Origin of the sequence: Klebsiella sp. 141153 (assembly GCF_032601995.1) — a bacterium.
GTDB lineage: Bacteria > Pseudomonadota > Gammaproteobacteria > Enterobacterales > Enterobacteriaceae > Klebsiella > Klebsiella aerogenes.
In genome coordinates this window covers 139,058-162,430 of the sequence record NZ_JAQIRJ010000001.1, presented here as the reverse complement: position 1 = coordinate 162,430, position 23,373 = coordinate 139,058, and the positions used below count along the sequence as shown (strand labels likewise).

Here is a 23,373-nt window from a genome sequence, read left to right as displayed (position 1 = left end):
TTATGCGTTGAAGGTTAATAACACCTTACAACAATGCTTGCGGTCTTCTTCAAATAACGTCATGGCATCGACAACATGCTCAAAAGCAAACTGATGGGTGATTAGCCGATCCGGATTAATTAAGCCGTTTGCCAACCATTCGAGAACCAGCGGGAATTTATTGGCATTGAGCCTGGACGAATAAATAGTGAGCTCTTTGCCGGTGATCCCCTGCTGCGCCACCATTGACGGTTCGGTAGAAAAGCCCATCAGCACAATCCTGCCTGCCGGCGAAGCCAGTGCGATGGCCTCTGGGAAAATCGCCGGGTGGCAGGCGGCGTCGATAATCAGCGTCGGCCGGATACCCTGCGCTTCCAGCGCCTGCGCCAGCGGTTGCTCCTTATTATTAATGGTCCAGTCGGCGCCGTTTTGCTGCGCCATCTGCAAACGCTCAGGGATCTGGTCGGCGACGATCACCTGCCGCACGTTATAGACGCGCTTGAGCACCTGAATGGTGGTCAGCCCCATCGGCCCAGCGCCGTAGACCAGCGCGATATCCTGTTCGCGTGGTTTAGCCTGGCCGGTGACATTCGCCGCAATAGTAAAGGGCTCCACCATTACCGCATGATGGTCGCTCACGTTCTCCGGCACCGGCCAGGCATTTTTGGCCGGTACCACCGCGTATTCGCTAAACCCGCCATCGCGATGCACGCCCAGCACCACCAGCGACGCGCAGACGTTGGGCTTACCGACCGAACAGGGATAACAGTGGCCGCAGCTGATCACCGGATCAACCGTCACCCGCTGGCCCACGACTTTATCCGTCACGCCCTCGCCCACGGCATCAATCACGCCGAAAAACTCGTGGCCAATGACCCGCGGATATTTGGCGAACGGATTATGTCCACGATAGATGTGGCTATCTGAGCCGCAAATTCCCGCCAGTTTCACCTTTACCCGCACTTCCCCGTTCCCCGGCTGCGGCAATGGCCGTTCTTCAATCGCCAGCGCGTTCGGCTGTTGGATAACAATACTTTTCATTTTTCTCTCCTTACCAATTCCACAAAGTGCCATCTTCGAGGCGCGCCACCGGCAGACAGGCGGGTTCATAGGGGTATTTCGCCGCCAGCTTCTCGTCGAACTCGATGCCCAGCCCTGGTTTATCGCCCGGATGCATATAGCCATTGTCAAAACGCCAGCTATGCGGGAAGACCTCCAGCATCTGTTCGGAATAGCCCATGTACTCCTGAACGCCGAAATTTGGCACCCACAGATCGAAATGCAGCGCCGCCGCCATGCACACCGGAGAGAGATCGGACGGCCCGTGAGAGCCGGTGCGAACCTGGTACAATGAAGCAAAATCGGCGATGCGCCGCATGCCGCTGATCCCGCCAGCGTGGGTAATAGTGGTGCGGATATAATCAATGAGCTGTTCTTCAATCAGCTGTTTGCAATCCCAGATGCTATTAAAGACTTCGCCGACGGCAATCGGCGTGACGGTATGCTGGCGAATTAAGCGGAAGCACGCCTGATTCTCTGCCGGTGTCGGATCTTCCATCCAGAACAGACGATACTCCTCAACGCTTTTACCAAATCGCGCCGCCTCGATCGGTGTCAGGCGATGGTGCATGTCGTGCAGTAAATGCTCGTTGAAACCAAATCGTTCGCGCACGGCGGCAAATAGCCGCGGGGTGAAATCCAGATATTTCTCCGTTGACCACAGCTGCTCTTCCGGCCACACGCCTTTGGTCGCCGGCTCGTATGCCTGACCTTTGCCCTTGGCCATGCCGTAGGTGGTTTTCATCCCCGGAATACCGCACTGCACGCGGATCGCCTTAAAACCCATTTCCTGATGGCGGGCGTAGTCGTCCAGCACTTCATCAATGGAATGACCGGTGGTGTGGCAGTAGACCATCACCCCTTCGCGCGAGGCGCCGCCCAGCAGTTGGTAAAGCGGCATTCCGGCGGCTTTGGCTTTGATATCCCACAGCGCCATATCAACGGCGGAAATAGCCGACATGGTCACCGGACCGCGGCGCCAGTAGGCGCCTTTGTAGAAGAACTGCCAGATATCTTCGATGCGGTGAGCATCACGGCCAATCAGCTGCGGACAAAGGTGATCTTTCAGGTATGAGGCGACCGACAATTCACGGCCGTTGAGCGTGGCATCACCGAGGCCGACAATCCCGTCATCGGTGGTGATTTTTAAGGTGACGAAGTTACGCCCTGGGCAGGTAACGAACACGTCGGCGGCAACGATCTTCATGGGTAATTCCTTACATCTGTGCGGTTAGTGATCAAAATTAAATCACCAGACCTACTACCATACAAGTATGATATTTAAAAAAGATGCGAAGGATCACAAACGGATGTGGTTGCGGGGGGCGCCAGGCGTCCCCCCGTTAGCGATTAATTAATGCGGTCTTTTACGATGAAGAAATAGCACAGCGCGCCGGTAAAGGTCACACAGGCGGCGATGACTAAGGCCAGGTTAAAGGAGTGCGTGGTGTCCACTACCCAACCGGTGACAACCGGCGCAAAAGAGGCGAAAACAAAGCTGCCGAAGTTCTGGATCGCCGCCACAGACGCGACTTTATTCTCGCTAACCATCACCTGAACCAGCCCCCAGGCCGAGGTCCCGGCAAAGTGGACGCAGAATAGCGCCATGGAGATAAACGCCACCGCCTGGGTCGGCGAACTCGATTGCACCACCAGCAGCGTGCCGAGCGCAGAAAGCGTCAGGCCAACCACAATGGCCGTTTTGCGCGTTTTCGCCAGATCGTACCCGCGGCGCGCCAGCGCATCGACCACCAGCCCATTGACCCACATGCCCACCGCCGCGGCCAGAAACGGGATTGCCGCCACCCAGCCGGTTTTCGCCAGGCTCAATCCCTGCTGCGCCTGCAGATAACCGGGCAGCCACGCGATATACAGCCAGCCGGTATAGTTAACCCCGGAGAAGCCTAAAATCATTCCCCAGGTGGTGCGCCGTTTGAACAGCGCCAGCCACTCGCTGAATACCAGCGTTGGGCGCGCTTTTTCCGGCGCCGCCAGATACTGGCGCTCCTCCTGTTGCAGATCGAACTGCGCGCGGTTGCGATACCACGCGTACCAGCACAGGCCCACAACGATCCCGGCAAGGCCGATAACCACGAACATGGTGCGCCAGCCCCAGGCTATCTGCATCAGCACCAGCGCCGGCGGCGCGATCGCCTGGCCAAGCACCGTTGAGGAGTTAAAGATGCCGACCGCGGTACCGCGTTCTTTTTGTACGTACCAGTCGGTAATGGATTTTACCCCCGCCGGCATAAACGGCGCTTCGCCAATCCCGAGGCCAATACGGAGCAAAATAAAGTGGCTAAAGGAGTTCACCACCCCGGTTAGCGCCTGCATCAGTGACCAGAAAATCAGCCCTGCCCCCAATACAATTCGCGGGCCGAAGCGATCGAGCAAAATACCCGAGGGCAGTTGAGCAAAGCCGTATGACAGAGAGAACGCCGACAGCAGCACGCCGAATTCCGTCGCGCTAAGCCCGAGATCGCCGCGAATAGCCTCACCGGCAACGCTTAATGACGAACGATCGAGGAAGTTGACGATACCGGCGATGAACAGCAGCGTCAGGGTGACTTTTTGCACCCGGCCAATGCGCACGGGTTTGGCGCCAGCTTCGCTGGCAAGGGTTTGTGTAGCCATAATTGCCTCTTACGATAAACAGCACGATGCGTTTAGGGTAAGTAAGGCAACTAGTCGGCTACCATACAAGAATTAAGGTTGAAATTAGCGTGGAAGATCACAAAGGGCGATTTTTTATCCTGCTACAAGACGCTATGCCCGCCCCCAGCCAGCAACGATGATCAGCATGCCGCATAGCGCAATCGCGGCCCCCGCCCAGTCAAAGTGACTTAGCTTCACACCATCGACGAAACGCAGCCACAGCAGCGCGGTGCAGACGTAGACGCCGCCATAAGCGGCATAGACTCTGCCGCTGGCCTCCGGGTGCAGGGTCAGTAGCCAGACGAACATCGCCAGCGCCATCGCGGTCGGGATCAACAGCAGCGGCGAACCGTCCCGCTTCAGCCATAGCCACGGCAGGTAACAGCCGATGATTTCGCACAGCGCGGTAGCAAAGAAAAGTAATGTGGTTTTCAGCATTAAAGTTTGGTAAATGAGACAATTTGTTGCACTAGTGTACGCGATAATGCGCAGGCACCCATGCCATTTTGTCCGGTAGGCGCGGGTAGCGAGTTGTAGTAAACTTGTCCAACTGGTTAACCCTTTTTATCACTCAAAGGAAATCGTGATGAAAATGACACGCAATAAACGCTGGTGCCTGACCGCCCTGCTGGCGGCAAGCGCAATGGTCTATACCGCTTCGTCCTTCGCGCAAACCGACAAACTGGTGATCGAGTCCGGCGACAGCGCGCAGAGCCGTCAGCAAGCCGCAATGGAAAAAGAGCAGTGGAACGATACCCGCTCGCTACGGCAGAAGGTAAATAAACGCGCGGAGAAAGAGTGGGACAAAACCGACGTCGCCTTCGATGCGCAGGATAACTGCCAGAAGAGCGCCAACGTCAACGCCTACTGGGAACCTAACACCCTGCGCTGTCTTGACCGCCGCACCGGTCGCGTTATTACGCCATAATTCCCCGGCGCCCGTGGGCGCCATCCTCTATTAATGCACACAGGATTTCCCATGTCTGACGCCCCTCACGTCAAACTCCGCCCGCTTGAGCGCGAAGACCTGCGCTTCGTCCACCAGCTTGATAATAACGCCAGCGTAATGCGTTACTGGTTTGAAGAACCTTACGAGGCCTTCGTCGAACTCTCTGACCTTTACGACAAACACATTCACGATCAAAGTGAACGCCGTTTCGTTATCGAATGCGATGGCGAAAAAGCCGGGCTGGTTGAACTGGTGGAGATAAACCACGTTCACCGTCGCGCCGAGTTCCAGATTATCATCTCCCCGGAATATCAGGGCAAAGGGCTGGCGACGCGCGCCGCTAAGCTGGCAATGGACTACGGCTTTACCGTTCTCAATTTGTATAAGCTGTATCTGATTGTTGATAAAGAAAACGAAAAAGCGATCCACATCTACCGCAAACTCGGTTTCATGGTCGAAGGCGAGCTGATTCACGAGTTCTTTATCAACGGCGAATACCGCAATACCATTCGCATGTGCCTGTTCCAGCATCAGTACCTTGAGAAACATCGTCCTCAAGGCCAGACGCTGCTCAAGCCCACCGCTCAGTAATAGTCGATAGTGTTTTTGATGCTGTAATGTCGCGTCACCGCCGGCTGGACGCTTTCATCGACAACCTGCATCTCGCAGCGGATTGGGTTGTCGTGATCGTCATAGTCGCAGGTTTGCTTCACCTTACCTAACGCGCGGTCGTTAAATACGCTCACCGCGCTGTAATCGAGCTTTTTACGCGGATCGGTGGACGGCGTCGATACGACGCTGAAGCGCTCATCTTTCGCGGTGGTGGTTTTGCCCAGCGGATAACCTTCGCTGTCATAGCGATAGCTGGAAGTGCTTTCTTTCCCGCGAGCCGTCACCACAAACCCGTTGTCATCGGTCTCCCAGCTGACGCCCGCCGCCGGCATCTCGGCGAGCTGGCATTTCCCCTGCAGCCGCAGGCGTTTCTCCTGCGTTTGCGCATCCAGATAGTAATTCGCGTCAAGTACCAGCGTGGCGCCGGTTTTATTTTCGAGGTCGGTAAAATCCAGCAGATCAAAACACCCTTCTGCCGACACCTGGGCACGCACCCGCTTCACCATTTCCCCCTGGTCGTCGAACAGGATCTGAGTAAACGTTTTCACCGGGCCGCGCAGCGGGTCGAACTCAAACTCATTGGAAAAACTGGCCATCTCCGGGGTAAACGCCGCCGGCGTTGATGGCTTATCGCAGGCGCTGAGCAGCAACGCTGCCGGGATCAGCAAAAACAGTTTATTCACAGCCGCTACCTTTTTGGGAATATTCCAATCATTTTAGCAAATACAATTATTTACACCAATTCTGCTATGCTTAAAAATGGATGACATCAATAAGGAGCTTATGATGAAACTATCCCCATGGTTGTGCGCGGCCCTGCTGCTGGGTTCGGCATCCGCACTGGCAGCGCCGGACTCCTGCGAGCGGGTAAAGGGCGAGATCCAGCAAAAGATCATCAACAACGGCGTTCCGGCTTCTGGTTTCAGCCTGGCCATTGTACCGAACGATCAGCCTGACCAGCCCGGCGCTCAGGTGGTTGGCCACTGCGCTAACGACACCTTCAAGATAATCTATACCCGCAACGGCGACGCGACGGCGACCGATTCAGACGGGCAATAACCGCCGCTTTCGAGTGAAGGATCTTATCTCTGGTTGACCGGAGATAAGATTCGCCTACCCCTATTTAAGTATTATTCCTCACCCATGCGCCAGCAATCCTGCGGTTGCCAGCGGCATTTCGCATAATAAAAATCATGGAGTGAGCACAATGTCCAACCCTGAACATCCCGGCGGCGTCAGTCGTCGCACCCTCATAAAATCCTCAGCAATCGGTTCCCTGGCCCTGGCCGCCGGCGGCCTGTCGTTGCCTTTCAGTCTACGCGCCGCGGCCGCCGCCGTGCAGCAAGCCACCGGAGCAGAAGAAAAAACCGTCTGGGGTGCCTGCTCGGTTAACTGCGGCAGCCGCTGCGCGCTGCGCCTGCACGTTCGCGACAACGAAGTGGTGTGGGTGGAGACCGATAATACCGGCCATGATATTTACGGCGATCATCAGGTTCGCGCCTGCCTGCGCGGGCGTTCTATCCGCCGACGTATCAATCACCCCGATCGTCTTAACTACCCAATGAAACGCGTAGGCAAACGCGGCGAAGGAAAATTCGAACGCATTAGTTGGACCGAAGCGCTGGATACCATCGCCGAAAGTCTGAAACGCGTGGTAAAAGAGTACGGCAACGAAGCGGTCTATATTAACTACTCTTCCGGGATTGTCGGCGGCAATATGACCCGCTCTTCCCCTTCCGCCTCGCCGGTGATGCGGCTGATGAACTGCTACGGCGGATCGCTCAACCAATACGGCACCTACAGTACGGCGCAGATCGCCTGCGCCATGCCCTATACCTACGGTAGCAACGACGGTAACAGCACTTCGGATATTGAAAACAGTAAACTGGTGGTAATGTTCGGCAATAACCCGGCGGAAACCCGCATGAGCGGCGGCGGCATTACCTGGTACCTGGAGCAGGCCCGTGAGCGTTCCAACGCCCGCATGATCGTCATCGACCCACGCTATACCGATACCGCGGCCGGGCGTGAAGATGAGTGGTTCCCCATTCGTCCCGGTACCGATGCCGCGCTGGTCGCCGGTATCGCCTGGGTATTGATTAATGAAAATCTGGTAGACCAGCCGTTCCTCGATAAATACTGCGTCGGCTACGATGAGAAAACCTTGCCGGCCGATGCTCCGGCCAACGGCCACTATAAAGCCTATATTCTCGGCCAGGGGGACGACGCGACCGCCAAGACGCCGCAGTGGGCCTCGCGTATTACCGGTATTCCCGCCGATCGCATCATTAAACTGGCGCGCGAAATCGGTATGACCAAACCCGCCTATATCTGCCAGGGCTGGGGGCCGCAGCGCCAGGCGAACGGCGAGCTCTCCGCGCGGGCTATCGCCATGCTGCCGATTTTAACCGGCAACGTCGGCATCAACGGCGGCAACAGCGGCGCCCGCGAATCGACCTATACCATCACCATTGAGCGTCTGCCGGTACTGGAAAATCCGGTAAAAACCGCCATCTCCTGCTTTAGCTGGACCGACGCTATCGCCCGCGGGCCGGAGATGACCGCCACCCGCGACGGCGTGCGCGGCAAAGAGAAGCTGACGGTTCCCATCAAATTCCTGTGGAACTATGCTGGCAACACCATCATTAACCAGCATTCCGACATCAATAAAACCCACGATATCCTACAGGACGAGAGCAAATGCTCGACGATCGTGGTTATCGAAAACTTTATGACCTCGTCGGCAAAATATGCCGATATTCTGCTGCCGGACCTGATGACCGTAGAACAGGAAGATATCATTCCTAACGACTATGCCGGCAATATGGGCTATCTGATTTTCATCCAGCCCGCCACCACGGCGAAGTTCGAACGCAAACCTATCTACTGGATCTTAAGTGAAGTGGCAAAACGCCTTGGCGACGACGTGCATCAGCGCTTCACCGAAGGCCGGACTCAGGAGCAGTGGTTACAGTACCTGTACGCCAAAATGGTCGCTAAAGATCCGGCGCTGCCGGGCTATGACGAACTCAAAAAAATGGGCATCTACAAGCGTAAAGACCCGAACGGCCATTTCGTCGCCTATCGCGATTTCCGTCGCGATCCTGAAGCGCATCCGCTAAAAACCCCCTCCGGCAAAATTGAGATTTACTCCAGCCGCCTCGCCGATATTGCCGCCCGCTGGCAACTGGAAAAAGGCGACGTCATTAGCCCGCTGCCGGTCTATGCCTCCACCTTTGAAGGCTGGGACGATCCGTTGCGCAGCCAATTCCCGCTGCAAATGTTTGGCTTCCATTATAAGGCGCGTACCCACTCCAGCTACGGCAACGTCGATGTCTTACAAGCGGCCTGCCGCCAGGAAGTGTGGCTTAACCCCATCGATGCCGAAAAACGTGGGATTAAAAACGGCGACATGGTGCGCGTCTTTAATCAGCGCGGCGAACTGCGTATTCCGGCGAAGGTCACGCCGCGTATTATGCCTGGGGTGACGGCGATGGGTCAGGGAGCATGGCACGATGCCAATATGTCTGGCGATCGCGTCGACCACGGCGCCTGCATGAATACCCTCACCACCCACCGGCCTTCACCGCTGGCGAAGGGAAATCCGCAGCATACCAACCTGGTCGAAATCGAGAAGGTTTAAGGAGTAAACCATGAGCGCTCAATACGGATTTTTTATCGATTCCGCCCGTTGCACCGGCTGCAAAACCTTCGAGCTGGCCTGTAAAGACTACAAGAACCTGACGCCGGACGTCAGCTTCCGTCGTATCTATGAGTATGCCGGCGGCGACTGGCAGGAGGACAACGGCGTCTGGAATCAGAACGTTTTTGCCTATTACCTCTCTATCGCCTGTAACCACTGCGAAGACCCGGCGTGCACCAAGGTCTGCCCGAGCGGGGCGATGCACAAGCGCGAAGACGGTTTTGTGGTGGTCAATGAAGAGGTGTGCATCGGCTGTCGCTACTGCCATATGGCCTGCCCGTATGGCGCGCCGCAGTACAACGCCGCTAAAGGGCATATGACCAAATGCGACGGCTGTCACGAGCGTGTCGCACAAGGCAAGAAACCGATTTGCGTCGAGTCCTGCCCGCTGCGCGCGCTGGACTTCGGGCCGATTGCCGAACTGCGGGAAAAACACGGCCAGCTGGCCGCCGTGGCGCCGCTGCCTTCAGCGCACTTCACCAGGCCGAGCATTGTGATAAAACCTAACGCCAACAGCCGTCCGTGTGGCGATACCACCGGCTATCTGGCCAATCCGCAGGAGGTCTGAAATGGGAAATGGATGGCATGAATGGCCGCTGGTCCTGTTTACGGTACTGGGGCAATGCGTCGCTGGCGCAGTCATCGTCAGCGGCCTGGGCTGGGTGTCGCTCTGCGGTCAGCGCGAAGCGCGAGAGCGGCTGGTGCGCAGCATGTTCTTTATCTGGCTATTGATGGGAATAGGTTTTCTCGCTTCCGTAATCCATCTCGGCTCGCCGCTACGCGCATTTAATTCACTGAACCGCGTTGGCGCTTCAGCGCTCAGTAATGAAATCGCCAGCGGCGCCCTCTTCTTCGCCGTTGGCGGATTCTGGTGGCTACTGGCGGTGCCAGGAAAAATGCCGGCGGCGCTCGGCAAAATCTGGTTGTTTCTCACCATGCTACTGGGGTTGCTGTTTGTGATGGCGATGACCCGCGTCTACCAAATTGACACCGTGCCGACGTGGTATAATGGCTACACTACCAGCGCGTTCTTCCTGACGGTACTACTCAGCGGGCCGCTGTTCGCCGCCCTGCTGCTGAAGCTGGCGAAAGTTGACTTCAACGGCTGGTTTTTTGCCGCGATTAGCGTCGCCGCCCTCATCATCAGCGTGGCCGTTGTTGTCTTGCAAAGCGCTGACCTCGGCACGATCCACAGTTCAGTACAACAGGCGAACGCCCTTCTTCCGGATTACGGCAGACTGCAGGTTCTACGGCTGATCCTGCTGGCGCTCGGTCTCGGCTGCTGGCTGTGTCCGCTTCTCCGCCGCCAGCCGCCGCGCGCCGCCGGGTTATTGATCGGGCTGATAATGGTTTTAGTCGCGGAGTGTATAGGCCGCGGCCTGTTTTATGGCCTGCATATGACCGTAGGTATGGCGGTTGCGGGTTAACGAGACGGCGCGCCTGTGCGCGCCGCAGTAAGGAATAGGGTAATGATGCAGATCCCAAATCGCGACGCCGTCGCACTAAGCGCCCGTACGCTGGGCGCGCTGTTCTCTTTTGTACCGGACAGCGAGCAAAACGCGCCGCTGGTCGCCGCTTTTCTCGATGGTAGCTGGCAGCCGCAGTGGCCGTTCCCGGTCTCCGATTCACTGGCAATGGAATTCGCCGCCAGCAGCGACGAGACGCTGCCGCAAGCCTGGCAGCGTCTGTTTATCGGCCCATGGGCGCTGCCCGCTCCGCCGTGGGGCTCGGTGTGGCTGGATAAAGAGTCGGTGTTATTCGGCGACTCGACGCTTGCGCTGCGCGAATGGATGCGGGCCAGCGGTATCGCGCTGGCTCTTGAGCGCAACGAACCCGAAGATCACTTCGGCACCTTGCTGCTGCTGGCTGCATGGCTGTGCGAAACAAATCAGGATGAGTTGTTTGCGCAACTGCTGGCCTGGCATCTGCTGCCGTGGTCCGGGCGTTTCCTGAGCGTCTTTATGGAAAACGCCGGGCATCCGTTCTATCGGGCGCTGGGCCAACTGGCGCAGTCGACGCTGGCTAACTGGCAGGCACATTTGCCCATCGCGGTGGCAGAAAAGCAGCTGTATCGTTAACTCACCCGCCGCGTCGATCCCCGGCGCGGCACTTATAGCTTTTGCATCTAAGGTTATTCCCTATCACAATAACGCCATGACTCCCAATTTCACGCCCGCTAATGCACCGTCTTCATAACTATCCTGATGTGCAGGTGATGTTCCGTCGCCTGCTCATCGCCACGCTCGTCGGCATCTTTGCGGCGCTGGCCGTGGCGCTGTTTCGCCACTCGATGGTCGTGCTGGAAACATTATTTCTCGGTAACGATAGCGGTAGCCTGGTGAACGCCGCACAGTCGCTGCCGTGGTGGCGTCGGCTGCTGACGCCAGCGCTTGGCGGACTGGCCGCGGGGACATTGCTGTGGTTATGGCAACGGCGCAGCGTGTCGCGTCCGCACGCCCCGACCGATTACATGGAAGCGCTGGAAACCGGCGATGGTTGTTTCGATACGCCGGCAAGCCTCGTGAAATCTCTGGCGTCGCTGCTGGTGGTTGTGACCGGCAGCGCCATTGGCCGCGAAGGAGCCATGATCCTGCTGGCCGCGCTGGCCGCCTCGCTGTTCGCCCGCCGCTTTACCCCGCGCGCTGAATGGAAGCTGTGGGTCGCCTGCGGCGCCGCCGCCGGGATGGCCAGCGCCTATCATGCGCCGCTGGCGGGTAGCCTGTTTATCGCCGAAATCCTCTTTGGCACTCTGATGCTGGCCTCGCTCGGCCCGGTAGTCATTTCGGCGGTAATCGCCCTGTTACTAACGAATCTGCTCAACGGCGGCGCCGCGCCGCTGTACCACGTCGTCTTTCAGCAAAACCTTAACGCGCTGCATTACGTTTTAATGCTGGCGACCGGCCTGCTGGCCGGGCTGTGTGGGCCGCTATTTATCTGGCTGATGAACTACAGCCACCGTGGCTTCGTGAGGCTGAAACTGTCACCGCCGTGGCAGCTGGCGATGGGTGGACTGATCGTCGGCATGTTATCGCTCATTACCCCAGCGGTGTGGGGCAACGGTTATAGTGTGGTGCAAAGCTACCTGCTGTCGCCGCCGCTATTTAGCGTCATTATCATCGTCTTTGTCTGTAAGCTGTTGGCGGTTCTGGCCAGCAGCGGCTCCGGCGCCCCGGGCGGCGTCTTTACCCCGACGCTTTTCGTCGGGCTGGCGCTGGGCATGCTGTTCGCCAGTTTTAGCGGGCTGTGGTTAGATAACGATCAGAACATGGCGATTATGATTGGGTTAACCGGGATGGCGGCGTTTCTCGCCGCGACAACGCATGCGCCGATTATGTCAACGCTGATGATTTGTGAGATGACCGGGCAGTATGTGCTGCTGCCCGGTTTATTGATCGCCTGCGTACTGGCCTCGGTACTGTCGCGAACGTTACGCCGGGATTCGATCTATCGCCATGACGCTGCCGAGAACGTCTAAGTCAACATACTGGCTGAGTTCACGTTGTTCGGCGCGCGGCAGATAAGGCAGCTCGCCAATAAGCGGCGCGGGTAGCTTTTTGCTCAGTACATCAATGATTTCAGCGTAGTGCGCAAGACCAGGATTAATGCGGTTGGCGACCCAGCCGATTAATGGCAAACCGTCGTTAGCCACCGCCTGAGCGGTCAACAGGGCATGGTTGATACACCCTTCCTGAATACCCACCACCAGCACTACCGGCAGTTGTTCCTGTACCACCCACTCGGAGAGCGGGCGTAAATCGTTCATCAGGCTGCGCCAGCCGCCGGTACCTTCCACTACGACATGATCGACCCTGCCGCTGAGCTGCTGCAGCCCGTCGCTGAGTAAACCGTAGTTGATCGGGCAGCTGTGCGCCACGCTGCTTTCTTCTTCGCTTAACGCGATGGGATTGACAGCATCATACGGCAGCGACAACGTCGACACGCTCTGTAATACCAGCGCGTCTTTATTACGCAGTCCGTCCGGCGTCTCTTTGCTGCCCTTCGCCACAGGCTTATACCCGGCGACGCTTTTACCGCTGGCAGCAAGTGCCTGCAGCAACGCGCGGGAAACTACCGTCTTCCCGACAGCAGTGTCAGTACCTGTTATAAAGAAACGCTTAAACATCACTAACCCCAAAGTTGTCTATACGAAAGATACATAAGAGAAATAATCAACAGTGGGAAAAGTCTACGCGAAGCCGTCGGGGCCCAGATTGAGATAGCGCAATTTTTGGTGCGACTATGAAAAAATGTTAACCCTGTAACAGTCGGATAAGGAGCGATCCGTTATAGAGGGCGTCTTTCACCAGAGCCGCGCCAGCCATCGTGCCGCGGTTTGAGAACTGGGTACTCTCAACCGCAATATGACGACTATATGCTGGCAGCGCCTGTTGCCGAATACAGTCAGAAATTGCCGGAAACAAAATATCGGATGCCTGGTTGAACGGCGAACCGATAAGGATTTTTTGTGGATTAAACAGGTTAACCATAATGGCCAGAATACGCCCCACGTGCGTACCAACACCGGTAATGATGTCCCGCGCCAGTAAATCACCCTGCTGCGCCGCCTGGCATAACCATTCAACGCTCAACTGCTGCTGATGCAGCATCGAGCTCATCGATTTTGCCATGCGCATCTGCGCCAGTTCCAGCACGCTTTCGATGCTGGCGATGGTTTCCAGGCAGCCGTGATTGCCGCAGTAGCAGCGTTTTCCATAAGGGTCGACCTGGGTATGGCCGATCTCCACCAGGCTACTACTACCGGCATGCAGCAGGCGGCCATCGGTGATGACGCCAGCGCCGACGTTGTGGTCGATCACCACCTGGATGACGTCACGCGCCCCGCGTGACGCGCCAAACAACGATTCGGCCATGGTCCAGGCGCTGATATCGTGCTGAATATAGACCGACACCCCGGTGTGATTAGCCAGCGTTTCGCCAAGCGGCATGTCTTTCACATCGTCGTAAAATGGCATCCGGTGAATGATGCCGTTTTCAGTATCGATGATCCCTGGCAAGGTGATGGCGATAGCGGTAAGGCGCTCGAGCTTGTGCTGATGGCGAATAAAAAACTGGTCGATATGCTCGATGATCCGCGTCAGCAGCGGTTGCGCATGCTGCAGCGGCAGTTCCAGTTGTTCTTCCACCACCAGTTTGCTGCTGAGATCGCGCAGCGCCAGATGAATCTCCCCCCGGCTGATGCGCAACGACAAATAATGCCAGGCTTCCGTTTCAACCATCAGCCCGACCGCCGGGCGGCCGCGGCTCCCCGGCTCCTGGATTTCGGTCTCCTGCACCAGATGCGCTTCCAGCATCTCGCGAACAATTTTGGTAATGCTGGCCGGCGCCAGTTGCGCAAATCGGGAAAGGTCGATACGCGACACCGGGCCAAGCTGATCAATCAGGCGATACACGGCTCCTGCGTTGGTCTGCTTTATTTGATCGATATGGCCTGGTTGACTGTCCGCTACCACCGTTGACTCCCTTTATTTTCGCGCTTCGAAATAAACTTTCGGCTATGGTGAAGCACTTCGATGGTACACGTCAAATTTTTACTTAGCCTTGTGATTTACCGCACGTTTTTGGGTCTTTTTTGTCTCATTTTGCTAACGCGGCGGCGGCGAGAAGATAATCGCGAAAACGCTGCGCCGCCAGCCCCTTTTCGCGATGTTTGGCCCACACCAGCCACATTTCCGACACCGCATCGGGTTCAGTAATCGGCAGCCAGCGCATTTCATTCAGCTGCACCCGCTTAAACGAGGCCGGTAGGATTGATACCCCAAGACCAGAAGCCACCAGGCCGATGATGGTCATGGCCTCGCCGACCTCCTGGGTGATAACCGGCGCGGTACCGTAGCGGCGCATCAGTCCGAGAATATCGTCGTACAGGCCGGTACCAACGTGCGGGTCGAAAAAGACAAACGGCTCGCGCGCCAGCTCAAGCAGACTGACCGCCTGCTGACGGGCCAGAGGATGATCGCTGGGCACCATCGCCAGTAGCGGTTCGCGCAGCACTTTTTCCCAGCACAGCGTATCCGGCAGCTGCGTGTTGCGCATCAGGCCAAGGTCAAGCGCCCCTTCAGTTAACGGCACTATCTGTTCGCGGGTGTTGGTTTCGCGAGTCTGGATATGGACATCGGGAAAGCGGCGGCGAAAAGTGGAAAGCGTATCGGAAACCGCTTTGATAAATGGCGCCGATGAAGTGAAACCAATGCGCAGTTCACCGGTTTCGCCGTGATGCAGGCGCCCGGCACGGGCGGCGGCATCTTCAACTTGCGTCAGAATTTGTCGGCTATCGGCGAGAAATTGCTTCCCCGCCGCCGTCAGGCTGACGCTGCGGTTAGTACGGGCAAACAGTCGCGCGCCAATTTGCTGTTCGAGAATCTGAATCTGCTGGCTTAACGGCGGCTGAGAGATGTTGAGGCGCGCCGCCGCACGGCCAAAATGTAGCTCTTCCGCCACGGCGACGAAGTAACGCAAATGACGCAGCTCGATATTCATATTTAAAACATCTTATTTGAGATTATTAATATATTAGACGGAATATTTACAATTTTATACCCTAAAAATGTGAGCTGAATGCTCACATCAGTTTGTTTGTAATCCAGCTGTATATAAGCAAGGAATTCTCCGTGAGCAACACAACAACCGCCGGCACCGCGCCGGCGAGCAGCGCCGGTGATAAGGCGGTAAACCAGCCAAATCAATTTATTAAACGCGGTACCCCGGCGTTTATCCGCGTCACCCTGGCGCTGTTTTCCGCCGGACTGGCAACCTTCGCCCTGCTTTACTGCGTGCAGCCCATTCTGCCGGTGCTGTCGGGCGAGTTCGGCGTAAGCCCCGCCAGCAGCAGTATTTCGTTATCGATTTCCACCGCGATGCTTGCCATTGGCCTGCTGTTTACCGGCCCGCTGTCGGATGCCATTGGCCGTAAACCGGTGATGGTCACCGCGTTACTGCTGGCCGCGTGCTGCTCCCTCTTATCAACAATGATGACCAGTTGGCACGGGATTCTGATCATGCGCTCGCTGATTGGTCTTTCGTTAAGCGGCGTAGCCGCCGTTGGGATGACTTATCTCAGCGAGGAGATCCACCCAAGCGTGGTGGCGTTTTCAATGGGGCTTTATATCAGCGGTAACTCGATAGGTGGCATGAGCGGCCGCCTGCTCACCGGGGTCTTTACCGATTTCTTCGGCTGGCGCGTGGCGCTGGCGGTGATAAGCGCCTTCGCCCTCGCGGCGGCAATCATGTTCTGGCGTATTCTTCCCGAGTCGCGCCACTTCCGCCCTATTTCGTTGAAACCGAAAACGCTGCTGATTAACTTCCATCTGCACTGGCGCGATCGCGGCCTGCCGCTATTGTTCCTCGAAGGTTTCCTGCTGATGGGCGCATTTGTGACCCTGTTTAACTATATTGGCTACCGCTTGATGATGTCGCCGTGGTCGCTGAACCAGGCGGTGGTCGGTCTGCTGTCGGTCGCCTACCTGACCGGGACCTGGAGTTCGCCAAAAGCCGGCGCGTTGACGGTGCGCTATGGCCGTGGACCGGTGATGCTGTTCTTTATTGCGGTGATGCTGTTTGGCCTGCTGATGACGCTATTCTCGCCCCTGTGGCTAATTTTCATCGGCATGTTGCTGTTCTCCGCCGGCTTTTTTGCCGCGCACTCGGTCGCCAGCAGTTGGATCGGCCCACGGGCGCGTCGCGCGCGCGGCCAGGCTTCTTCGCTATATCTGTTCAGCTACTATCTGGGTTCAAGTATTGCGGGGACGCTGGGCGGGGTCTTCTGGCATCATTACGGCTGGAACGGCGTCGGCGGCTTTATCGCGCTCCTGTTAATGGCCGCGCTGCTGACCGGCGCCTGTTTGCACAACCGCCTGAAATAATCGTTAAACGACGTGACCTTACGGGTCACGTCCGCTCACCATAGCCCGAGCACCGACGGCAACCCCAACAGTTCTCTGAGAGCATCCATAGAGAGCAGTGCGAAAAACACCCACGTGAACGGATTCATACTCGCCTCCGCTGACAGCCAGCGCCTGTTATCAGTGTAGCCGCTGGCGTGGCGCGCCGTCCGTTATAGTCATCACATGCGCATTTTTCGCCGCACGCAAAATGTCGTGCCCACGACTCGACCAAATCCCCCCGACGCGCTAGTGTACCCACTGACAACAGATTTATTTCACTCGCCACAGGCCAGCAGAGACTATGACTGAAAACAACAACTATCAGCAGCTCACCCGCACTTTCCAACGGCTCTCCCGCTTCTCGCACCTTGCCGCCATCGCCGGCTGGGATATGTTCGCCATGATGCCGCCCGGCGGCAGCCGCGCGCGCGGCGAAGCGCTGGCGGAGCTCGGGGTACTGCAGCACCAAATTTTGACCGATAAGAAGGTTGGCGAATGGCTGCGGCACGCCCAGCAGGAAGATCTTAACGATCTGGAGCAAGCTAACCTGCGCGAAATGACCCGGCAGTACCAGCAGGCGGCGCTACTGCCGGAGAGCCTGGTGGAGGCGAAATCACTGGCCGGCAGCCGCTGCGAACACGCGTGGCGCAGCCAGCGTCCGGCTAACGACTGGCAGGGATTTGCCGAAAACCTGTGCGAAGTCGTTAAGCTCAGTCGCGAAGAGGCGCAAATCCGAGCCGAAGCGAAAGGGTGTTCCCGCTACGACGCCCTACTGGATATTTTTGAACCCGACATGACCAGCGCGCGTCTTGACGTGCTATTCGCCGATCTGAAATCCTGGCTGCCGTCGCTGCTGGCAAACGTCGTCGATAAGCAAGCGCAGAAGACGCTGCTCGAGCCACAGGGGCCCTTCGCCATCGCCGATCAGCGTGAGCTGGGCCTGGAAGCGATGCGGGTTTTAGGCTTTGATTTTGACGGCGGGCGTCTGGATATTAGCGCACACCCCTTCTGCGGCGGCGTGCCAGAGGACGTCCGGATCACCACCCGCTATAACGAAAACGATCTGCTCAGCGCGCTATTTGGCGTGATCCACGAAACCGGCCACGCTCGCTATGAACAGAACCTCCCGCGTAACTGGGTCGATCAGCCGGTTGGGCTGGCTCGCTCAACGGCGATTCACGAATCTCAGAGTCTGTTCTTCGAAATGCAGCTTGGCCGCAGCGAAGCCTTCCTCAACCGCCTGCTGCCCGCCGTGCGTCAGCGCTTTGGCGACCAGCCGGCGTTCAGCGCGGAAAACTTTATCGCCTGGAACCAGCGCGTGAAGCCGGGCTTCATTCGCGTCGATGCCGACGAAGTCAGCTACCCGGCGCACGTCATTCTGCGCTATGAAATCGAGCGGGCGCTGATCGACGGCGATATTGAAGTAGACGATATTCCGGCCCTGTGGGATGAGAAAATGCAGAGCTGGCTGGGTATTTCGACCCTCGGCAACTATCGTGACGGCTGTATGCAGGATATTCACTGGACCGATGGCGGTTTCGGCTATTTCCCTTCTTATACGCTGGGGGCGATGTACGCCGCACAGCTGATGGCGGCCGCCAGACGCGCGCTACCGAATCTCGCACAGGATATCGCCGGCGGCGATTTTAACGCCCTGTTCGACTGGTTGCGGCAAAATATCTGGCAACACGGCAGCCGCTTTACCACTTCGCAGCTGATTAAGAATGCCACCGGTGAAGATCTCAACAGCGAGTATTTCCGCCAGCACCTTACCGCCCGTTATCTCTAAGCCTGCGCGCCGGGGCCTGCTCCGGCGCTTTACCCCCGCCTTGCTCGTATTGTACAAACGGTTACACGCCGATACCAAACACTCACGGAAAGCTCGAAAAGACAAGCATATAGTTACTTCAACGGCCCCGCAGTGGGGTTGAAATGAAGAAACCTTTTCGAGGATATCAGAATGAAAAAAGTATTAGCTCTGGTCGTTGCCGCTGCTATGGGTCTGTCTTCCGCTGCTTTCGCTGCTGATGCAGTAAGCACCACTCAGGCACCTGCTGCTGCAACTCACAGCACCACTGCCAAGACCACTCACCATAAAAAACATCACAAAGCTGCCGCCAAACCAGCTGCAGAACAGAAAGCCCAGGCTGCTAAGAAACACAAAAAAGCCGCGGCAAAACCTGCTGTAGAGCAAAAAGCTCAGGCAGCGAAAAAACACCACAAAGCCGCCACTAAACCGGCTGCGCAGAAAGCTCAGGCTGCCAAAAAGCACCACAAAACTGCCGCTAAACCAGTAGCGCAGAAAGCTCAGGCTGCCAAAAAACACCACAAAACCACTAAACACACCGCAGCTAAACCTGCTGCTCAGCCGGCTGCATAATCTTTCCGGTTAGTCTGGTCTTGTATAAATCGGCGCTGTTTCAGCGCCGTTTTTTTCTGGAGAGCGCTATGCTGCGACGTTATCGTTTTGAGCTCATCCTGATACTGCTGATAATCTGCGCGCTGGTGGCAACCCGCTTTTTCCTCTATTAGGCGCCGCTAATCTTCCCCCTCAATGGGAAAACCGGCTTCACGAATAGCCTGACGGCAATCGCTGACTCCTGCAGCATATCCCGCTTCAATTTCACATACCGGGCTCGCGCTGGAGAAAGGCAAGCGAATCGGCGTCGCCAGTTGACGTTCCAGCTCGCTAATTTTTTGCCGCGCCGCCAGCAACTCCACCGCCAATTCAGCGGCCGACACTTCGGTTTTCGCTCCTGTAATCACCGCCCGTAATTGCGTCTCATCGATAGTCATCATGTCCGCCAGTTCTGCATTCACTGGCAGATATTATAGCCAACGCCACCTCAGCGGCGCTGGCGGCTCGTTACAGGGCATGTACCGCCTCAATCACGAGATAACCCATCGCTCCCCACATAAAAATTGAAACTAACGAAACATAAACTAACGCGCGAATACCTTGTTTAGACATACACCCTCCCACTGCGGGAAATGACCTTGTGCTTATGATGGCCGGGTCAACCTCACATTTCACTCAATGGGAACCGGCGAAAACAATGTTTACAGTGAGAAAATGTTTCGTAGTGAAAATAATTGAGAAGATGGTAAAAAAACGCCAATGACGATGAACTTTTGCGTACTTCAGGCAACTAAAACGCCCGCTAAAAATTGCGCTTTACGAATGTCCTGCAAGGCAAAGTGATTATTTTTCCCGCGCTTTACGTACGTTCCGATACACGAATTATGTTGCGTTGCCCGCCGCTTTCTGCGGAAATGACGACAGCAGAGATTATGCGTTAACCCTCTGAATTACCATGGTTCTCGCAGAGATGAAATGTCTTCAGGAGTCGTTTTATCTGCCGTTTGGCTTAATAAAAATTATTCTTAACTTTCATAAACTTAAATCTCCTGCTACTTTCAATAGACATAATTATCTCCCCAGAGAGTGATATGCGTAGAGACGTACTGTTATTACTGTGTTCGTTTTGTGTATTTCCCCTGTTTGCTCACGCCGATGATGACGGCATGAGCGCGAAAGATATCAAAACGCTTTTTTTCGGCCATGACGATCGTAAAGCGGTCAGCGATCCGGCCAGTTCCCCCTGGGATGCCATCGGTCAATTAGAAACCGCCAGCGGTAATCTGTGTACCGCAACGCTGATTTCTCCGCATCTGGCCCTCACCGCCGGTCACTGTTTGCTGCAGCCGCCGAAAGGCAAGCCGGACAAGGCCGTCGCGTTGCGTTTTATCTCGCGTAAAGGCAACTGGGTCTATGAAATTCACGGGATTGACGGCCGTACCGACCCATCGCTAGGCAAACGGCTTAAAGCTGACGGCGATGGCTGGATTGTCCCCTCTTCCGCAGCCCCCTGGGACTTTGGCCTGATCGTCCTGCGCTACGCGCCAGGCGGTATTACGCCTGTTCCTGTTTTTAGTGGTGATAAAGAAGCGCTGACCGCGGCGCTAAAAGCCACGGACCGCAAAGTGACGCAATCCGGCTACCCGGAAGATCATCTGGATAGCCTCTATAGCCACCAGGATTGTCTGGTGACGGGATGGGCGCAAACGTCGGTGTTATCGCATCAATGCGATACGCTACCGGGCGACAGCGGTTCTCCACTGCTGTTGAAAACGGATAACGGCTGGCAGGTCATTGCGGTGCAAAGCTCGGCGCCGGGGCCGAAAGATCGCTATCGCGCCGATAACCGGGCCATTGCCGTGACCGGTTTTCTCGACAAGCTGGAAGCGCTGGCCAAAGAGTAATTATCCCTGCTGCTGGCGCAGTTGAAGCAATGAGTCGATAGGCATCGGTTGGCTGAAATAAAATCCCTGCAGTCGATCGCATCCCGCCCGCCGCAGCAGCGCCAGCTGCTGCTGAGTTTCTACCCCTTCTGCAACCACGGTGATCCCCAGCGCATTAGCGATACGTACCGTGCCGCGCACCAGTTCTGCCGCCTGTGGGTCGACATCCACCACCCCGGCTAACGACTTATCAATCTTGAGGCTATCAAAACGACAGCTGCGTAGATAACCAATACTGGAATAGCCAATGCCGAAATCATCCAGCGCGACGGCGATACCCAACGCTTTCAGGTTCTCGATAGCCACGCGGGCGCGCTCCGGGTTTTCCAGTACATAGCTTTCGGTCACTTCAAGCTGCAGGCGGCGAGCAGGAAACTGACAGCGTCCCAGGGTTTGGACCACCCGCGTTTCGAATTCCGGGTCACGGAATTGCGCCGGTGAAATATTGACGGAAAGCAACAAATCCCCCATCGGTTGTAAGTCGTAACAGGCTTGCGATAAGGCAAATTGACCTAGCGCGTAGATCAAACCACTGCTTTCAGCGATAGAAATAAAAGCATCTGGCGCAAGTGGGCCTTCAGGCCGCCGCGGCCAGCGTAGTAACGCTTCAACTCCTTCCATCGCCAGCGTTTCGGCGTTGACGATCGGCTGATACCAGACGTCAAATTCGCCCCTTTCCAGCCCTTCCCGGATACCATTTTCAATGTGCAACTGGTGCTGACGCGTTTCGTTGAGGGTATCATCGTACCAGGCCGCTCTCCCCTTACCGCTCTTCTTCGCGTGATACATAGCCATGTCGGCGCGGCGGAATAACTCGGTACTGGAGCATAATGCCGGTACGCCGCTGGCAATACCGATACTGGCGCTGATGTATATTTTGCGCTCGCTGAGTTCAATAGGGGCTTTTAATAACTCAAGCACCGCCCAGGCAAACGCGGAAGCCTGATTAACCGCTTGTTCACCGCTGACGGTCATGGCGAATTCATCACCGCCCATCCGCGCCAGCATCGCCCCCGCCGGAACACGGTCGCGTAATTCGCGGGCAATGCGTGCGATTAGCGCGTCGCCAACATCATGGCCATAGTTGTCATTAACGTCTTTGAAGCCATCGAGATCGATAAATACCACGCTCTGCATTTCATTCTTGCCGCATTCGCCCATCGCATTTAAGCGTTCAATCAGCGCCCGACGGTTCGGCAAACGGCTCAGCCAATCGATTAACGCATTTTTTCGCGCCTGCTGTTCGCCGCGCGCCAGTTTGTATAACCCCAGGCTACTGAGCAGAATAAATAGCAGAATCAAACTCGCCGCCAGAATGGCGATGAGCCTGATGCTGTTTGACGCGGCTCGCGCCGCCTCCGCGCCAGGAAGACGCGGTTGCCAGCTCAGATATGCCAGCGTTTCCCCACCTTCTGTGCGCAATGGTACGCTGTATTCGCCGGCGAGCTGCGTCGTATGCAGGCGATTAATCTGGAAAGTATTCCCCAGGTTTTCCAGCATGGTCGGATTAATGTGGCGGGTAATAACCAGATAGCGACGGGTCTTGTCATAAACCGGTAAGCGGCCGATCGTCGGGCGAATCAAGCCGATACCCACAAACGCGATACCCTCCCGGGTGCGGGTAATACCAGCAAAGGCATTTTCACCACGTCTCAGCGCGTTCGCGTGTTGCTCGATAAGGGCTTGCAGCCCGCTGCCAAAAAAACCAATATCGGGTTCGGTAAATGGCTCGCTGCGAAAAGCGCCCCACAGGATCCGATAGTTTTCATCCAGGATAAAGGTCCCGTCGTAGAGATTATTAATCTTAAAACCCGCCCCCCACGAATCATACAGCCAGTGTGGGTCAAGATGGGGCGTATAGGTTTGTTTAACCGCATCATCCCAAATCGAATTATCCAATACCAAAGACAACACCCGATTGACCGATGTCTGTACGGCCCCTTGCACCGAGAGCATCGAACGGTGCTTATCAATTTCATTGGTTTTTATACTGACCAGGTGTTGTGACAAATAGAAAAGAGAAATAACGGAGACCACCAGCCCCAGGCCGGCGAAAAAGACCAGTACAGAAAGAATTTTGGCAGAGGGAATATTCCGCCAGCCTGGCAAAGGGATCATGCGCTGTCCTCATAGCGGCCTACCGAAACCAGGCCGAATCTGCTTTTTAAGCGTAATACAGAGGACAGAATTTGCCGCCAGCTTACGCAGGCGGC

General features: G+C 56.3%; 22 protein-coding genes and 1 pseudogene. 12 read left to right on the top strand and 11 right to left on the bottom strand.

Annotated features, from left to right (window positions below; translation table 11 throughout):
* The 4 genes and pseudogenes from PGS10_RS00795 to PGS10_RS00780 all read right to left on the bottom strand — a co-directional run bounded on the left by PGS10_RS00795 (position 1) and on the right by PGS10_RS00780 (position 4,193).
* Positions 1-1,020 carry a Zn-dependent oxidoreductase gene (locus tag PGS10_RS00795; protein ID WP_047048082.1) on the bottom strand — a complete coding sequence of 340 codons (1,020 nt, stop codon included), beginning with the start codon at positions 1,018-1,020 and terminating at the stop codon, positions 1-3.
* Positions 1,021-1,030: 10 nt separating this feature from the next.
* Entirely contained in the window at positions 1,031-2,245 is a 1,215-nt protein-coding gene (gene manD, locus PGS10_RS00790) for a D-mannonate dehydratase ManD (protein ID WP_047048080.1), read from the bottom strand.
* 143 nt (positions 2,246-2,388) lie between these two features.
* On the bottom strand, positions 2,389-3,672 hold the full coding sequence (locus PGS10_RS00785) for an MFS transporter (protein WP_047048077.1): 1,284 nt from the start codon (positions 3,670-3,672) through the stop codon (positions 2,389-2,391).
* A gap of 132 nt (positions 3,673-3,804) precedes the next feature.
* Positions 3,805-4,193 (bottom strand): annotated as a pseudogene (locus PGS10_RS00780) (YnfA family protein).
* A gap of 86 nt (positions 4,194-4,279) precedes the next feature.
* Between PGS10_RS00780 and PGS10_RS00775 the strand changes: the two are divergent.
* Positions 4,280-4,621: a DUF1283 family protein gene (locus PGS10_RS00775; protein WP_015366763.1), complete on the top strand. Its 342-nt coding sequence runs from the start codon at positions 4,280-4,282 to the stop codon at positions 4,619-4,621.
* Positions 4,622-4,672: 51 nt separating this feature from the next.
* On the top strand, positions 4,673-5,233 hold the full coding sequence (speG, locus tag PGS10_RS00770) for a spermidine N1-acetyltransferase (protein ID WP_015366764.1): 561 nt from the start codon (positions 4,673-4,675) through the stop codon (positions 5,231-5,233).
* Here the strand turns inward: speG and PGS10_RS00765 are convergent.
* Positions 5,227-5,937: a YnfC family lipoprotein gene (locus PGS10_RS00765; RefSeq protein ID WP_045394624.1), complete on the bottom strand. Its 711-nt coding sequence runs from the start codon at positions 5,935-5,937 to the stop codon at positions 5,227-5,229. The genes speG and PGS10_RS00765 overlap by 7 nt on opposite strands.
* A 103-nt stretch (positions 5,938-6,040) precedes the next feature.
* Between PGS10_RS00765 and PGS10_RS00760 the strand changes: the two genes are divergently transcribed.
* From PGS10_RS00760 to clcB, 6 genes are all read left to right on the top strand, one after another.
* A complete protein-coding gene (locus PGS10_RS00760) occupies positions 6,041-6,313 on the top strand; it encodes a DUF1161 domain-containing protein (protein WP_045394628.1) in 273 nt (90 codons plus the stop codon).
* A 148-nt stretch (positions 6,314-6,461) separates the two neighbouring features.
* Positions 6,462-8,897: a selenate/tellurate reductase subunit YnfE gene (gene ynfE, locus PGS10_RS00755; protein ID WP_316422230.1), complete on the top strand. Its 2,436-nt coding sequence runs from the start codon at positions 6,462-6,464 to the stop codon at positions 8,895-8,897.
* Between the two features lie 10 nt (positions 8,898-8,907).
* Complete coding sequence (locus PGS10_RS00750) at positions 8,908-9,525, top strand: DMSO/selenate family reductase complex B subunit (protein ID WP_316422229.1); 618 nt, start codon at positions 8,908-8,910, stop codon at positions 9,523-9,525.
* A gap of 1 nt (position 9,526) precedes the next feature.
* Entirely contained in the window at positions 9,527-10,384 is an 858-nt protein-coding gene (locus PGS10_RS00745) for a DmsC/YnfH family molybdoenzyme membrane anchor subunit (RefSeq protein WP_316422228.1), read from the top strand.
* 42 nt (positions 10,385-10,426) lie between these two features.
* Positions 10,427-11,035: a Tat proofreading chaperone DmsD gene (gene dmsD / locus PGS10_RS00740; protein WP_045392302.1), complete on the top strand. Its 609-nt coding sequence runs from the start codon at positions 10,427-10,429 to the stop codon at positions 11,033-11,035.
* A gap of 101 nt (positions 11,036-11,136) precedes the next feature.
* The gene (gene clcB / locus PGS10_RS00735; RefSeq protein ID WP_047042925.1) at positions 11,137-12,432 is read left to right on the top strand and encodes a voltage-gated ClC-type chloride channel ClcB; all 1,296 of its coding nucleotides are present in this window, start codon (positions 11,137-11,139) and stop codon (positions 12,430-12,432) included.
* Here clcB and bioD read toward each other — a convergent pair.
* The 3 genes from bioD to PGS10_RS00720 form a co-directional block, all read right to left on the bottom strand.
* Entirely contained in the window at positions 12,385-13,080 is a 696-nt protein-coding gene (gene bioD, locus PGS10_RS00730; RefSeq protein ID WP_045392306.1) for a dethiobiotin synthase, read from the bottom strand. The genes clcB and bioD overlap by 48 nt on opposite strands.
* A gap of 127 nt (positions 13,081-13,207) precedes the next feature.
* Positions 13,208-14,428 (bottom strand): sugar metabolism global transcriptional regulator Mlc, encoded by a 1,221-nt coding sequence (mlc, locus tag PGS10_RS00725; protein WP_045392308.1) that lies wholly within the window; start codon positions 14,426-14,428, stop codon positions 13,208-13,210.
* Positions 14,429-14,552: 124 nt separating this feature from the next.
* On the bottom strand, positions 14,553-15,455 hold the full coding sequence (locus PGS10_RS00720; RefSeq protein ID WP_316422226.1) for a LysR family transcriptional regulator: 903 nt from the start codon (positions 15,453-15,455) through the stop codon (positions 14,553-14,555).
* 131 nt (positions 15,456-15,586) lie between these two features.
* Between PGS10_RS00720 and PGS10_RS00715 the strand changes: the two genes are divergently transcribed.
* Complete coding sequence (locus PGS10_RS00715; RefSeq protein WP_316422225.1) at positions 15,587-16,837, top strand: MFS transporter; 1,251 nt, start codon at positions 15,587-15,589, stop codon at positions 16,835-16,837.
* A gap of 35 nt (positions 16,838-16,872) precedes the next feature.
* Here the strand turns inward: PGS10_RS00715 and PGS10_RS25075 are convergent, their stop codons facing one another.
* Positions 16,873-16,965, bottom strand: coding sequence for a KPN_01571 family protein (locus tag PGS10_RS25075; protein ID WP_020078946.1), 93 nt, complete (start codon positions 16,963-16,965; stop codon positions 16,873-16,875).
* A gap of 194 nt (positions 16,966-17,159) precedes the next feature.
* On the opposite strand from PGS10_RS25075, the gene PGS10_RS00710 reads away from it, so the two are divergent.
* Both PGS10_RS00710 and asr read left to right on the top strand, forming a co-directional pair.
* On the top strand, positions 17,160-18,647 hold the full coding sequence (locus PGS10_RS00710) for a carboxypeptidase M32 (protein ID WP_316422224.1): 1,488 nt from the start codon (positions 17,160-17,162) through the stop codon (positions 18,645-18,647).
* Between the two features lie 171 nt (positions 18,648-18,818).
* On the top strand, positions 18,819-19,238 hold the full coding sequence (asr, locus tag PGS10_RS00705; protein ID WP_045392316.1) for an acid resistance repetitive basic protein Asr: 420 nt from the start codon (positions 18,819-18,821) through the stop codon (positions 19,236-19,238).
* Positions 19,239-19,396: 158 nt separating this feature from the next.
* Here asr and PGS10_RS00700 read toward each other — a convergent pair whose 3' ends face one another.
* Positions 19,397-19,654: a hypothetical protein gene (locus PGS10_RS00700; protein WP_052667954.1), complete on the bottom strand. Its 258-nt coding sequence runs from the start codon at positions 19,652-19,654 to the stop codon at positions 19,397-19,399.
* Between the two features lie 654 nt (positions 19,655-20,308).
* On the opposite strand from PGS10_RS00700, the gene PGS10_RS00695 reads away from it, so the two are divergent.
* The gene (locus PGS10_RS00695) at positions 20,309-21,121 is read left to right on the top strand and encodes a trypsin-like serine peptidase (protein WP_047042911.1); all 813 of its coding nucleotides are present in this window, start codon (positions 20,309-20,311) and stop codon (positions 21,119-21,121) included.
* Here the strand turns inward: PGS10_RS00695 and PGS10_RS00690 are convergent, their stop codons facing one another.
* The gene (locus tag PGS10_RS00690; RefSeq protein WP_213797278.1) at positions 21,122-23,278 is read right to left on the bottom strand and encodes a putative bifunctional diguanylate cyclase/phosphodiesterase; all 2,157 of its coding nucleotides are present in this window, start codon (positions 23,276-23,278) and stop codon (positions 21,122-21,124) included.
* Positions 23,279-23,373 lie beyond the last annotated feature (95 nt).